Raw genomic sequence first — 13,288 nt, 5'->3', positions numbered from 1 at the left:
AACACATCAGTTTGGATAGCAAATCTGTTCCGGCTGGCGCTGCAAAATGATGTTGCCGTGGCGAATGGAGGTCAGCACTTTGGCCTGGCGGCGCACGGCTTCATAATCATTTTCCGCATCAAGGATCAGCAGGTTCGCCGGACGTCCTTCGGCAATACCGTAGTTATCGCCCAGGCACAGCGCCCGGGCGCTGTTATCGGTAATGAGATCGAGGCAGCGCTGCAAATCTTCATACCCCAGCATATGGCAGATGTGCAGTCCGGCGTCGAGGATGCGCATGATATTGCCGTTGCCCAGTGGATACCACGGGTCCTGAATGGAATCCTGAGCAAAGCAGACGTTGATCCCGGCGCGGTCCAGCTCCGCTACCCGCGTCACGCCACGCCGTTTCGGCCAGCTGTCAAAGCGACCTTGCAGATGAATGCTTTCGGTCGGGCAGGAGATAAAGCTGATCCCCGAGGCTTTTAGCAGGCGGAACAGCTTCGAACAGTAGGCGTTATCGTAAGAGCCCATCGCGCAGGTATGACTAGCTGTCACCTGCGCGCCCATGCCGCGAACCCGGGCTTCTTCCGCCAGCACTTCCAGGAAGCGCGACTGCGGGTCGTCAATTTCATCGCAGTGCACGTCCACCAGGCAGCCGTGGCGCTGGGCCAGATCCATCAAAAACATCACTGAGCTAACGCCCTTGTCGCGGGTATTTTCGTAGTGCGGAATGCCGCCGACCACATCAGCTCCCATCTCGATAGCGCGGGTCATCAGCTCGCGCCCGCCGGGGAAGGATTCGATGCCCTCCTGCGGGAAGGCGACGATTTGCAGATCGATAAGATGGGCCGCCTCTTTTTTTACCCTCAGCATGGCTTCCAGCGCCGTCAGAGAGGGGTCGGTGACATCAATATGGGTGCGCACGTGCTGTACGCCGTTATCGCGCAGCATACCAATAGTTTTCAGCGCGCGCTGGCGCGTATCTTCAACCGTGACGCTCTCTTTACGCTGGCTCCAGCGGGCTATGCCCTCAAATAGCGTGCCGCTCATATTCCACTCCGGCTCGCCCGCCGTCAGGGTGGCGTCGAGGTGGATATGCGGTTCGACAAACGGCGGGATCACCAGCTTTTGCTGCGCGTCGATATCACTGGCGTCAACCGCCTGCGCTGCGGCCTGCTCGGTGATGCTTTTAATCAGGCCGTCCTGTAATTCAAGGGTATAGAGCGCTTCTTTATGGCGCAGGCGCGCGTTAATAATTTTCATGGTTGTTCCCGTAAATGGTTTTGCGACATACGCCAGATAGCCAGGGCGACCGAGGCGTTGAGATGAAACTGCGGATGGCTGACCGGATAGCAGGTCAGCTTTTCGATTCGTTGGATGCGCTGATGCAGCGTGTTGCGGTGAATCCCCAACCGCTCGGCGGCCCTGACTACGTTGCCGCTCTCCTGAAGCAGCGTTTCCAGGGTCTCCATTAACAACCACGGGCTTTTGCGATCGGGTTCGATCAGGCAGCCGAGGGTGTCATGCATAAAGTCGGTTAGTAGGGTGGGGTCGCCGACGGCGGAAAGCAGTTTGATAAAGCCCAGTTGTTGGTAGTCGCTGATGCGTTGGGCCGGCCGCAATGTATCGCTAAGATCCAGCGCCTGACGCGCCTGCGACAGCGCGCGTGGATAGCCCTGTAGTTGCTGCACCGGTGCGGAAAGGCCGCACAGCAGCGATAACTTATCATCGCTTTCCGCCAGCGCCAGCAACCACTGTTCTAACCACTTTTTCTGTTGATAAAACTCGCCTTCCTCATCCGGGAGCAGGAAGAGAAACATATTGCTGCGCTCGACCAGCGGAAAAGGGTTGCCCTGCTGATTGAGCTGCTGCTGCAAGCGCTGGCGCACGGTGCGGCGGGCCTGCTGGAGCCAGGCTTCGGCCTGTTCGGGCGGAAACTGGCGAAACAGGCGCGCTATCCCCTCAAGGCGCAGTGCCGCCACCCGCAGCGGGCGGGTAAAATCCAGCTGCTGGTGGAGCGCGCGCTGGTGCAGGATTTGCAGGTCGGGATAATCGCCGGTTAGCAGCTGCAGTAGAATATCGCGCTGTGATTGCAGGGCATTCTCGCTGCGTACCAGCGCGGTGCCGATGCGCTCGGTCACGATCACCATCTTCAGCAGATAGGGCTGCTCAATCAGCGGAATGCCCAGTTCGTCGGCCAGCGCGATCAGCCGCGGCGGGATCGTGTGGATATAAGCGTCGCCGGTCAGGATCACCATCCCGGCGATCCCGCGCTGCTTGCCTTCCATCAGTAAATGAATCAGGTTGTCTTCATCGCGGGGATGGTTGATCCCGGTGATAAACACCAGTTCCCCGCCCATGATCCACTCGGCGATATTTTCATTTTCCGCCACGTAGTACCAGCGAACTGCCAGCTGGAGGCCCTGTTTACCCGCGCGCAGGCGCATGGCGGAGAGTCCGTCCAGCGCGAGGATTTCATTGACCGTCAGGCTCATGGTTACTGTTCCGCAACTGAGTCAGCGGCGGGCTGGCGTTTGCTCAGGCGGGTCAGGGCGATGTAGACCAGCGCGGAGACGGAAATCCCCACCAGCGGTGCAATCCACGGCGACAGGTAAGCCACCACCGCGCCGACGGCGTAGGCACTGAGCCCCAACCAGTTAAAGCGCGGTAAACGGGCGGTTTGCAGCAGCGGATAGCGCCCGCCGCGATAGAACCAATAGTCGGCGAGAATGACGCCGCCGATAGGCGGGATGATACTACCTAGCAGCACCAGGAACGGGATCAGCATTTCGTACATCCCGCCAATGGCCAGCAGAATGCCGACGCCAGCGGCGACCACGGTCAGGGTACGGCGGCGTTCGCTGCGCAGCAGATGGCAGGCGGCAGCCGAGACGTTATAGATAGTCGGCCCCTGAATCGTCAGCAGGTTGAGGCACAGCATCACCACCGCGGCGACGGACAGCCCCTGCAAAATCAGCACTTCTACAATGTCGGCCTGCTGGTAGACGATAGCGCACCACGCCCCGGCAACAATCATCAACCCGTTGCCGACGAGGAAGCTACTCATACTGGCGACGATAGCGGTGCGGCTGGAGTTGGCCAGTCGGGTCCAGTTCGTCGCCTGGGTTGCGCCGCTGGCGAAGGTGCCGAACACCATGGTGATCGCCGCCGACCAGGTCATGGTTTCGCCCGGTTCGATTTTGGTCATCGCCTGCCAGCCACCGGCGTGATGGGCGGCTAGATACATAGAAATCACCAGTAGAATAAACATCAGCGGCACCGAAATACGCGACAGCGCATCCAGCCCTTTATAGCCCACCAGCGCGGTGACGCAGAACAGGATCCCGAACAGGATCATCAGCGGAATGGTCATCGCCTCGGGCAGGGCGAGGATTTTGACCAGCGAGATGGCGACCGTCGCGGTACCCCAGGCGTACCAGCCCAGCTCGGCGAAACCGAGAATAAAATCGGCGAGCTTGCTGCCGATTTCCCCAAAGCAAAAGCGCCCCATCAGCACGGTATTCAGCCCGCTGCGCGCGGCAATCCAGCCGAGCGATGCGGCGTATAGCGCCAGCAGAAAGTTACCGATAACCGCAATCCATAGCAGGTTCACAATCGAAAAAGAGACGCCAAGCTTACCGCCCGCGAACATCGTGCCGGTAAAAAAGGTGAAGCTGAACAGGACCATGGAGATCGAAAATACGCCTTTGCGCCCTGAGGCAGGCGCTTCGACGAGCGGAAAATCATTGCTGTTTGACATTGTGGAACCTCTAAGTGGCTATCCGAATGGCGATGCCAGAGGGGTAGCAAGAGATATGCCAACAAAATCGGGGCAGGGGTAACACTGATATATGGGCACTATGCACATAAAAAGGTGTTATTTAGCCGATGTTTGCCATAAGTGTGTGCACAGTGACATGTTTTGCACCGCCGTGGGGCAGAGGGATTGAGCTATTGCGCGCATTCCTGTCGGGTGGCGGCTGGCGCTTTACCCGACGCACCTACCGCTTGACGTTCAAGACGGTAGCTACTGGGAGGGCTGAATCGACAAATGATGCCAATTTTGCGTCGTTTCCTGGCGGAACGATCCCCTATCTTTTTGGCAACGTGTAGTCGGTAATGTTGGCATCATGAAGACATTCAATTTCTTTATTGTTAAAAAAGTAATTTCATATGCAATTCCATTATAACCATTACTAATGTAAGTCTTTTCTGAAATATTGTTCACTTGAGCGGGTGGTGTTAGTATCGGGTAAATAGCCATTTAGACGGCTAAAGAACCTTTCTCCAGGCTATTTCATTGGCCATTTTGGACCTGGGCAGTGCTCACACTCCTCACGTACTACGTGTACGTTCCGGGTGTTCCGCGCTGTCCGTGTCCAAACTGCCTGCAACAATAACGCCTGATCGTGAAGGTTCTCAAATCAACATCGCTAAACTAAGGAACTGCTATGTGGCAAGAAAGACTCGCGCAACTGGTCACCACCTGTCATTGGATCGGCGCGAAAGGCTGGGCACCGGCCACCGGCGGCAATATGTCGGTGCGTCAGGACGAGACCTGGTGCTGGCTCAGCGAGTCGGGACGCGATAAAGGCAGCCTGACGACGGAAGATTTTCTCCAGGTTGAGATCGCCAGCAATAAAGCGCCTTCCGGGCGTAAACCTTCCGCCGAAACCGGCCTGCATACCCTGGTATATCGCCTGTTCCCGGAGGCCAACTTTGTGCTGCACGTGCATACCGTCAACGCCACCGTGCTGTCGCGCATTGAAAAAAGCGGCACCCTGGCGCTGCAGGGTTATGAGATGCAGAAAACCCTGACCGGTCAGCATAGCCACCTTGATACCGTACCGGTGGCGATTTTCGATAACGACCAGGATATCGACGCCCTGGCGGCGCGCATTGAAGACTATGCGCAGACCAACCCGCTGCGTTACGGCTTCCTGCTGCGCGGCCACGGCCTGACCTGCTGGGGCAAAGACATTAACGAGGCCCGTCGTCAGCTGGAAGGACTGGAATTTCTGTTCGAGTGCGAGCTGATGCGTCGCCGCTACGAGCGCGACTAAATTTCTCTCCACTAACGGGTCAGGCATGGATTTTTATCTCGGAATCGATATCGGCACCTCGCGGGTCAAAGCGGTGCTGTTTGATGAACATTTTCAGGCGTGCGCCAGCGCGGCGCAGAATACCGGCCCGCGCCTGTCCGCCAACGGTCACGCTGAGCAGGATATGGCCCAGTTGTGGCAATCGGTGGTGACGATTCTGCGCGAGATTGCTCAGCATCCGGCGCTGCAAAAAGGGCGTTTACGCGCAATTGGCCTTGCCGGGCAGGGCGAAGGCGTTTGGCTTAGCGACGCCGAGGGCGAACCGGTTGGGCCGGGTATCCTGTGGAGCGATACCCGCAGCCGCGAGCTTATGAGTGAACTGCTCAACCGCCCCGGTTTTGACCGCCGTTTCTTTGACGATACCGGCACCCATCTGCAACCCTGCAACACCAGCATGCAGTTATGCTGGCTCAAACATCATCAGCCCGAACGGCTGGCGGCGGCCCGCTATCTGTTTTTCGCTAAGGACTGGATCCGCTTTCGCCTCACCGGCGTTGCGGCGCTGGATCTCACCGATGCCAGCACCTCTTTGCTTAACCAGCAGAGCGGAACATTATCCGGGGTCGTGCTCAGTGAGATGGGGCTGGCGGATTTAGCCCATCTGTTCCCGCCGCTGCTGGCACCGGACGCGCAGGCAGGTACGCTGCGGGAAGAGGTCGCGGCGCTGACCGGGCTTCCCGTTGCTACGCCGGTGGCGGCTGGCGCGCTCGACGTGTGCAGCGCGGCGCTGGGCTGCGGAGCGGTGAACGACGGCGACATCTATACCATTCTCGGCACTACCTGCTGTACCGGCATCGTTTGCCACGGTCGTCAAACGGTCAACGAGGGGACGCGCTACGTCACTCACACCGAGGCGGGCAGCTTTATTAACCTTTTTCCGATGCAGGCCGGAACGCCAAACATCGACTGGCTCCAGCAGCAGATTTCGCTAAACCCCGATTTACAGCAACTGGAACAGAACATCGCCAGCGTTGAGCCGGGCAGCGGCGGCGTCTTCTGGCAGCCCTATCTCAACGGCGAACGCGCGCCGTTCTTTAGCCCCGAAGCGCGGGCCGGGTATTTTGGCATTAGCCAACACACCACTCGCGCGGAGCTACAGCGGGCAGTATTTGAAGGGCTGGCTTACGCTATCGTCGACTCGCTTCAGGGTTATCCGCAGGGCGGTGAGCTGTACCTGACCGGCGGCGGGGCGGCGTCAGCGACCTGGCTGCAAATTATCGCCGACTGCACCGGCAGAACGGTGGTCTCCAGTACTTTTAACGAGCTTAGTGCGCGCGGCGCGGCGATTCTGGCGGCGCGCAGCGTCGATGCGCTGACTCGCTACCCCGCACTTGAGCAGACTCGTTATCAACCTAATCCGCAGGCGCATAGCCGTTATGCTGCTCTGTATCCGGTTTATCGCCTGCTGCGCGAGCAGATGCTCCCGGTCTGGCAGGCCCGCCACGAGGTGCTTCAACGTATTTCTCAGGAACAACGCATATGAAAATTGTTTTTACCGCCGAACACGCCGGCGATCTCAGCGCATTTCAGCAACTGGGTGAACTGCGGGTGGAAGGTTGGGCGCTGGGTAAACCGAAGCTGAGCGCAGGCCAACTGATTGAGCTGGCCCACGACGCTGACGTACTGGTGACCAGCTACGATGATGTGACGGAAGAGGTGATTGCCGCCTGTCCGCGTCTGCAGGTTATCGCCTGCACCCGCGCCAACCCGGTGAATATCGATACCAAAGCCGCGCAGGCGCGCGATATCCGCGTACTCTATACGCCGGGCCGCAACGCGGACGCCGCCGCAGAGCTGACGCTGGGGCTGATGCTGAGCCTGGCGCGGCATATTCCGCAATCGCACGCGGCGCTGAAGCGCGGTGAATTCACTAACGCCGAGAACGCCGCCCAGGCCACCCAGAGCGGGCTGCGCCGTGATGTGGTGTGGGACGTCAGCCCGGAAAGTCCTTATGAAGTGTTTAAAGGCAGCGAGCTGCGCAATAAAACCCTGGGGCTGATCGGCTATGGCAATATTGGCCGCCGCGTGGCGCGTATCGCCCGCGCCTTTGGCATGGCGGTGCTGGTGGTGGATCCGTTTGTCGCCGCCGAGGATATCAACGAGCCGGGGCTACAGAAAACGACGCTTGAGGGTCTGTTCCGTGAGGCGGATATTGTCAGCCTGCATCTGAGCAGCGGCGCGCATAGCGATGGCCTGGTGAACGCGCAGTTGTTGAATAGCATGAAGCCGGGGGCGCTGCTGATTAACACCTCTCGCGCTGCGGTGGTGGATGAAGAAGCGTTGATTAACGCGCTGCGCCATGGCCCGCTGGGCGGCGCGGCGCTGGATGTATACCATCGCGAGCCGCTGTGGCGTGACCATCCGTTTGTCACCGAGTTTGATAACGTGATTATCACCCCGCATATCGCCGGGGCGACGAGAGAAAGCATCGCTAAACATACGGCGATGATTGCCGCCGACCTCCAGCGTTATGTTGCCGGGGAGCCGCTGCTCTATCAGTGGCGTTAAGCCTTTTTAGCCGCCGCATCTCGCGGCGGCGACGCTTTTTGTCAGCGACGGTTAGCCGCCATAAATGCCTGAGTATGCTGCCAATCGACCACGCCCGCATCCGATCCCATGCCGGTCGCCACCAGCGCGGCGACGGCTGAAGCCACCTCACATGCCTCTTTGACGCTTAACCCACGGGCCAGCGCGGCAATAAAGCCGCCGCAGTAGCTGTCGCCGCAGCCGGTAGTGTCGACAGCATCGACCCGGTACGGCGCGATATGCTCGACTGCGCCGTCGCGGGTCAGCAGCCAGGAGCCGTTTTCACCCTCTTTCAGAATGCAGGTCCCGACGCCAAGTTCGAAGAAGAAGCGGGCGATCGCTTCCGGCTGCGCCTGTCCAGAGAGATACGCGGCCTCCTCAAGAGAAGGCATAAAGTAGTCCACCGACGGCAGCAGCGGGCGCAGCAGATCGAGGGTGTGCTCATTGGGCGCGATTAAATCAAAGCTGGTGGTGACGCCGCGAGCCTTTGCCGCTTGCAGCAAAAGGGCGCTTTGCCCCTGGTCCATCGCCGCCAGCAGGCCGGTGCCGCCGTGGTGCAGGAAGCGGCAGTCAAGAATCGCGTCGAACTCCTCTTCGCGGATGAAAAGGACATCTGAAGCTCCCCGGCAGTGCAGCGCCGGGCGCTCGCCGTTAGGACGAATCGGCAGGATGGTCGCTGACGTTTCCTTCAGTGCCGTGCGCTGGACCCGCGAGCAGTCGATGCCCAGCCGCGCATAGCTGGCGAGGATAAAATCAGCTTTTTCATCTTCGCCCAGACAGGCCACCGCTGCGGTACGAATCCCCAGCTTGGCTGCGTTAATGTTGGCCCCGGCGGCGGTTCCTGCGGGATTAAGGCGAATCTGTTCAATAAAGGCTACCCCGCCGCGCGGCGGGATGTCGATAACCGGGCGACCGGCGATATCAAGAATAGTCAGGCCGACAAAGGCGGCGTCAAAGGTTGCCATGAGAGCTCCACTTAACGATGGGTTTGACGCAGACGCGCCTGCCAGAAGGAGAGGGCCAGCGCAACGACCAGAATCACGCCAACCAGCGCATCTTTCACCAGATAGTTAAGCCCCATCAGGTTCAGGCCGTTATCAATAATCGCGAGGAACAGCACGCCGCCGAGGGTTCCGGCGATGCTGACCCGGCCCAGTCGGTTAAAGGCGGTGCCGATAAATACCGCGGCGATAGCGTCCATCAGATAGGCCTGACCGGCCAGCGGCGTAAACTGGCGCAAGTTGGCGGAAAGAATAACGCCGCCGACGGCGCACAGGGCGGAGGCCGCCACCAGCACCCACAGCATGGTACGGCGGTCGCGAATTCCGGCGATACGCGCCGCTTCGCCGTTCTGACCGATAGCGCGAACGTATTTGCCGAACAGTGTACGTTCGGTAATCAGCCACGCCGCCAGCCACAGCACCAGCACAATCACCACCGGCGTTGGAATGCCGGCGATATTGCCGACTGCCAGATCGTGATATTCCGGTGCCATCCGGCGATAAGAGATGGAGCCGCCGCCGTCGGTATAAATGCGCTCGGCGCTGCTGGCGATAAACCAGGTGCCGAGGGTGGCGAGGAACGGGCGAATCTGGCAGATAAGGATCAGGAAGGCGTTCAGCAGGCCAATAATCACCCCGCCGAGCAGCGCGCAGCCGACCGCAGCCTGCCACGGCAGGTGCCAGGTTTTCAGCGCCACCAGCGCAAAAGCCGCGCCAAAATCAAGCGCCACGCCGACGGAGAGATCAATCGCCCCGGCGCTGACGATAAGGGTCATCGCCATCGCCACAATCAGCAGGATCGCGCTGCCCTGCAGCAGATTCGCCCAGTTATCAAAGGTCAAAAAAACCGGATTTGCCCAGCCGAACAGGGCAATCGCCAGCAGAGTAATCACGCCGAATCCTGCCCGCGACAGCCACGCCAGCGGATTCGCTGCGGTTTGCCCCGTTGATGGGGTCTTGAGCGTCAACTGGCTCATCAGTTGCCTCCTTTATGTCTGACCGCCGAAGCCGCCAGCACCACGAGGATCAGGCCGCCTTTAATCGCGCCCATCCAGAATATGTTCACCCCCAGCAGGCCGAGCCCGTTAGAGAGCGCGTTGACCAGCACCGCGCCGAGCAGCGCGCCCCAGATGGTGACCACGCGACGCCGCGAGAACGCCGCACCGATAAAGGTGGCAAGGACGGTTTCCAGCAACAATGGCGTTGCCGTGCCGCTGGAGCTGCCGGAGCCCTGGCTGAGCAGCGGTAAAATCGCCAGACCGGCGGCGATCCCCGCCAGCAGCCAGACGATGATGGTCAAACGGCGCACATTGAGTCCGCTCATCTGTGCCATATCGCGATTGCCGCCTACCGCCTGTAAATGCTGGCCGAAGCGGGAGTGGTGGAGCAGAAACTGAAACAGCGCAAAGACCGCCAGCAGATAGATAAGCGGCCAGGGAATACCGAACAGGTCGTTATCGCGAAAGGCCACCATCAGCGGATCGTTTACCGCGATGCGCCGCTGCCCGGTCAGCAGGTCGGTCAGCCCGGTGAAGGCGACGGAGGTTGACAGGGTTGCCAGCAGCGGTGGCAGGCCCGCCGCCAGCACCAGGGTGGCGTTGACCGCACCGCAGGCCAGACAGACGGCAATCAGCAGTAAAAACAGCAGCAAATAGGGGGTATTCCACTCCGCCATGCCGAGGCTCAGCAGCGCTACGCCGAGTACTGCGATGGCGGGCAGCGAGAGGTCGATGCCGCCGGAGACCACATCATCGCCGCCGACGGCGATGACGCAGACCAGGCCGAAGCAGAGGATCGCCAGCGGCACGCTCTGCACCAGCATCATGCTGATATTTTGCCAGCTTAAAAAAAACGGCGACTGGAGGCTGAGCCAGACCAGCAGCGCGAAAAAGAGAATCAGGGGGAATTTTTCGATTAGCGTCGTTATGCCCGTAAGTGGGCGGCGCTGGATACCTGCACTCATACCTGTTGTTCCTGTCCACCGTTGATCGTCACCAGCAGCGCGTCCAGCGTCAGCCCCTGGGTCGGAAGATTGGCCACCAGCTCGCCGCGCCACATCACCAGAATGCGGTCGCAAAGGCCCAGAAGTTCCGGTGCGTCGCTGGAAGAGACCAGCACGCCGCGACCGCGGTCCGCCAGTTCGCGGGTGCGCTGATAAATATCGCTGCGCGCGCCGATATCGACCCCGAGCGTGGGTTCATCAAGAATAAATAGCCGCGCGTCTGTGCCCAGCCAGCGGGCGAGAATCGCCTTTTGCTGGTTGCCGCCGCTCATAAAGCGCACCGGCAGCTCCGGGCGACCGGGGCGGATGGAGAGCTGTTCAATCCAGCTGCGCGCTTTTTCCAGTGCCCGCCCTCGGTGTTCCCAGCCGAAGGTGGCGGTATCCGGCAGCGAGGCAAGGTTAATATTGTCGGCGGTAGAGAAGGGGAGAATCAGTCCCTGATGGCGACGGTCGCGCGGGACCAGCGCCATCCCGGCGCGGGTGGCTTGATAGGGCGTGCGCAGTCGTTTCGACTCACCGTCGATGCTAATCGTGCCGCTACGGGCGCGGCGCAGGCCGTAGAGAAGATCGACCAGCACGTCGCGCCCTGCGCCAAGCAGACCCGCCACGCCGACGATCTCGCCGGGCTGAATATCAAAGCTAATATCGTTTAATTGCGTGCCGTCGCTGAGATGGCGAACCGACAGCACCGGTACGGCGGTATCGACTGCCTGAGCGCTGCTCTGACGCGGGGTATAGAGCTGTTCGATATCGCGCCCGACCATCATTTTGATTAGCGCATCGGTATTCTGCAGGAGGTCCCGGTCGGGATAGCCGACAACCTCGCCGTTACGCAGCACCGTGCCGCGATCGCAAAGGGCGGCGATTTCGTTGAGATAGTGGGAAATATAAAGAATCGCGATCCCTTGCTCGCGAAGGCGCAAGATGGCAGAGGAGACCAGGCTGGCTTCCTGTGCTTCCAGCGGCGCGGTGGGTTCGTCGAACACTACCAGCTTTGCCGCGCCGTCAATCAGCGCTCGGGCGATTTGTACCAGCTTGCGCTCGGCAAGGCTGAGATCGCGGATCAGGCGGCGCGGATTGATTTCCAGCTGCCAGCTGTCGCGGAAAAACGTCTCGGTCGCGGCATTCATCCGCCGTCGGTCCAGCGCGCCCCAGCGGGTGCGGTACTCCTGGCCGAGGAACACCGATTCCGCGACGGTAAAGTGCGGGATCAGGTTGAGCTCCTGGTGAATGACGCGAATGCCCAGCGCTTCAATAGCCGCCGGATTGCCGAGCGGCAGAGGTGCGCCGTCGAGCGTGGCGTTGCCGCTATCGGCCTGATAGACGCCCGCAAGAATTTTAATTAGCGTCGATTTTCCCGCGCCGTTCTCGCCGATCAGGCCGTGAATTTCGCCAGGGTTCAGAAGCAGCGTGACCGCATTTAATGCAGTCACGTTGGCGAAGCTTTTGCTGATCTGGTTCATCGCCAGACCAGCGGCGGGATTGGCCCCGCCGGTGGATTGAGTGATCACTGCAGTTCGCCATATCCCAGCTGTTTGTAGACCGCTTTCGCCTCCTGCGGACCTTTCACCGGGACGACCGGGATAAAGGTTTGTACCGGCAGTTTCTGCTTGTCGAAGTAGCGGGCGACGTTATCGGCGGAAGTCTGGCCGATCAGGTGCGGCTGCTGCGCGACGTTGGCAACGAACGGGCTGCCCGGCTCGGCCATGATTTCCAGCGTTTCCGGGCCGGCATCGATGGCGGTGACTTTGACGTCTTTATCGCGACCGGTCTCTTCCAGCGCCTGGACAATACCGATAGCGGGCTGATCCCAGCAGGCAACATGGATGGCGTCGAGCTTACCTTTTGGATATTGGCTCAGCAGTTCGAGGGTTTTCTTACGCGCATCTTCCGGCGAGTTGGCAAACTGTTCAGCCAGCTCTGGTTGAATAATATGAATATCCGGGTAATCCTTAAGGACATATTTCCACTGGTCATAACGAATGCCGCAAATACGCAGGGAGCTGGAGAAGGCGTTAAATACTGCAACGTTGCCTTTGCCGCCTAGCTCATCGGCCATATAACGACCAATGGTCGAGCCTAATGTGTAGTTATCGGAAGTGGTGTTATTGACGGAGTATTTTGAAACGTGGTCAACGGTAAATACCGGAATGCCCGCATCGCGCAGCGCTTTGAATTTAGGCTCAACAGCGCTATCGCCCAGAATGCTAATTACTGCATCGACTTTTCGCGACAGCAAAATATCGTGGTTATTGGCATGAACCTGGTTGTCACGACCACCGTCGACGCCGATCACTTTACCACCCAGTTTCTCTACCTCTTCGGTCGCACCTTTATAGGCTTCACGATCCCAGAAGTGCTGCGTGCCGACAACGGCGACGCCGATAGTTTTCCCCTGAAGCGATAAGGCATCGGCCGCCAGGGCGTTAACGGAGGCGAGCGAGAGCAGACCCAGCGCGATGGGCAATAATTTCATTTTCTGCGACATTCTTATTATGGTCCTGTGATGGAGGTGGCTGCGGAGCAGTAGCATGACAATAACAGCCATGCAACCTCAAATACGAAATATGTCTAAGTTATATCAACAATGTTATATCGCAGATTTGCCTGAGGAAAACGTAAATTTGTCATCTGCAACCTGAAAATATTTCATGATGTGATTTTATCCATTTTTA

Annotated in this window: 11 protein-coding genes; 3 read left to right on the top strand and 8 right to left on the bottom strand. The window is 59.3% G+C overall.

Going from position 1 to position 13,288, the window contains the following annotated elements; translation table 11 throughout:
- Positions 1-6: 6 nt before the first annotated feature.
- The 3 genes from codA to codB are packed head-to-tail and all read right to left on the bottom strand — an operon-like array spanning position 7 to position 3,742.
- On the bottom strand, positions 7-1,245 hold the full coding sequence (gene codA, locus HV213_RS20425; RefSeq protein WP_181483081.1) for a cytosine deaminase: 1,239 nt from the start codon (positions 1,243-1,245) through the stop codon (positions 7-9).
- A complete protein-coding gene (locus tag HV213_RS20420; protein ID WP_181483080.1) occupies positions 1,242-2,477 on the bottom strand; it encodes a PucR family transcriptional regulator in 1,236 nt (411 codons plus the stop codon). The genes codA and HV213_RS20420 overlap by 4 nt, the downstream gene beginning before the upstream one ends.
- Positions 2,478-2,479: 2 nt before the next feature.
- Complete coding sequence (gene codB, locus HV213_RS20415; RefSeq protein WP_181483079.1) at positions 2,480-3,742, bottom strand: cytosine permease; 1,263 nt, start codon at positions 3,740-3,742, stop codon at positions 2,480-2,482.
- Positions 3,743-4,433: 691 nt separating this feature from the next.
- Between codB and HV213_RS20410 the strand changes: the two genes are divergently transcribed.
- The 3 genes from HV213_RS20410 to HV213_RS20400 are packed head-to-tail and all read left to right on the top strand — an operon-like array spanning position 4,434 to position 7,592.
- The gene (locus HV213_RS20410) at positions 4,434-5,045 is read left to right on the top strand and encodes a methylthioribulose 1-phosphate dehydratase (RefSeq protein ID WP_181483078.1); all 612 of its coding nucleotides are present in this window, start codon (positions 4,434-4,436) and stop codon (positions 5,043-5,045) included.
- 25 nt (positions 5,046-5,070) lie between these two features.
- On the top strand, positions 5,071-6,567 hold the full coding sequence (locus tag HV213_RS20405; RefSeq protein ID WP_181483077.1) for an FGGY-family carbohydrate kinase: 1,497 nt from the start codon (positions 5,071-5,073) through the stop codon (positions 6,565-6,567).
- Positions 6,564-7,592 (top strand): 2-hydroxyacid dehydrogenase, encoded by a 1,029-nt coding sequence (locus HV213_RS20400; RefSeq protein WP_181483076.1) that lies wholly within the window; start codon positions 6,564-6,566, stop codon positions 7,590-7,592. Before HV213_RS20405 ends, HV213_RS20400 begins: the two co-directional genes overlap by 4 nt.
- Before the next feature lie 41 nt (positions 7,593-7,633).
- Here the strand turns inward: HV213_RS20400 and HV213_RS20395 are convergent, their stop codons facing one another.
- From HV213_RS20395 to HV213_RS20375, 5 genes are read right to left on the bottom strand one after another with little or no spacing between them, the layout of a single operon-like run.
- A complete protein-coding gene (locus HV213_RS20395) occupies positions 7,634-8,575 on the bottom strand; it encodes a carbohydrate kinase family protein (RefSeq protein WP_181483075.1) in 942 nt (313 codons plus the stop codon).
- A gap of 11 nt (positions 8,576-8,586) precedes the next feature.
- A complete protein-coding gene (locus tag HV213_RS20390; protein ID WP_181483074.1) occupies positions 8,587-9,588 on the bottom strand; it encodes an ABC transporter permease in 1,002 nt (333 codons plus the stop codon).
- Complete coding sequence (locus HV213_RS20385; RefSeq protein WP_181483073.1) at positions 9,588-10,574, bottom strand: ABC transporter permease; 987 nt, start codon at positions 10,572-10,574, stop codon at positions 9,588-9,590. Before HV213_RS20385 ends, HV213_RS20390 begins: the two co-directional genes overlap by 1 nt.
- On the bottom strand, positions 10,571-12,076 hold the full coding sequence (locus HV213_RS20380) for a sugar ABC transporter ATP-binding protein (protein WP_181486465.1): 1,506 nt from the start codon (positions 12,074-12,076) through the stop codon (positions 10,571-10,573). Before HV213_RS20380 ends, HV213_RS20385 begins: the two co-directional genes overlap by 4 nt.
- A gap of 44 nt (positions 12,077-12,120) precedes the next feature.
- Complete coding sequence (locus HV213_RS20375) at positions 12,121-13,101, bottom strand: sugar ABC transporter substrate-binding protein (RefSeq protein WP_110273311.1); 981 nt, start codon at positions 13,099-13,101, stop codon at positions 12,121-12,123.
- Positions 13,102-13,288 lie beyond the last annotated feature (187 nt).

Origin of the sequence: Klebsiella sp. RHBSTW-00484, from assembly GCF_013705725.1 — a bacterium.
GTDB lineage: Bacteria > Pseudomonadota > Gammaproteobacteria > Enterobacterales > Enterobacteriaceae > Klebsiella.
The sequence above is the reverse complement of the archived record's forward strand: the minus strand, read 5'-3'. Positions and strand labels throughout refer to the sequence as shown.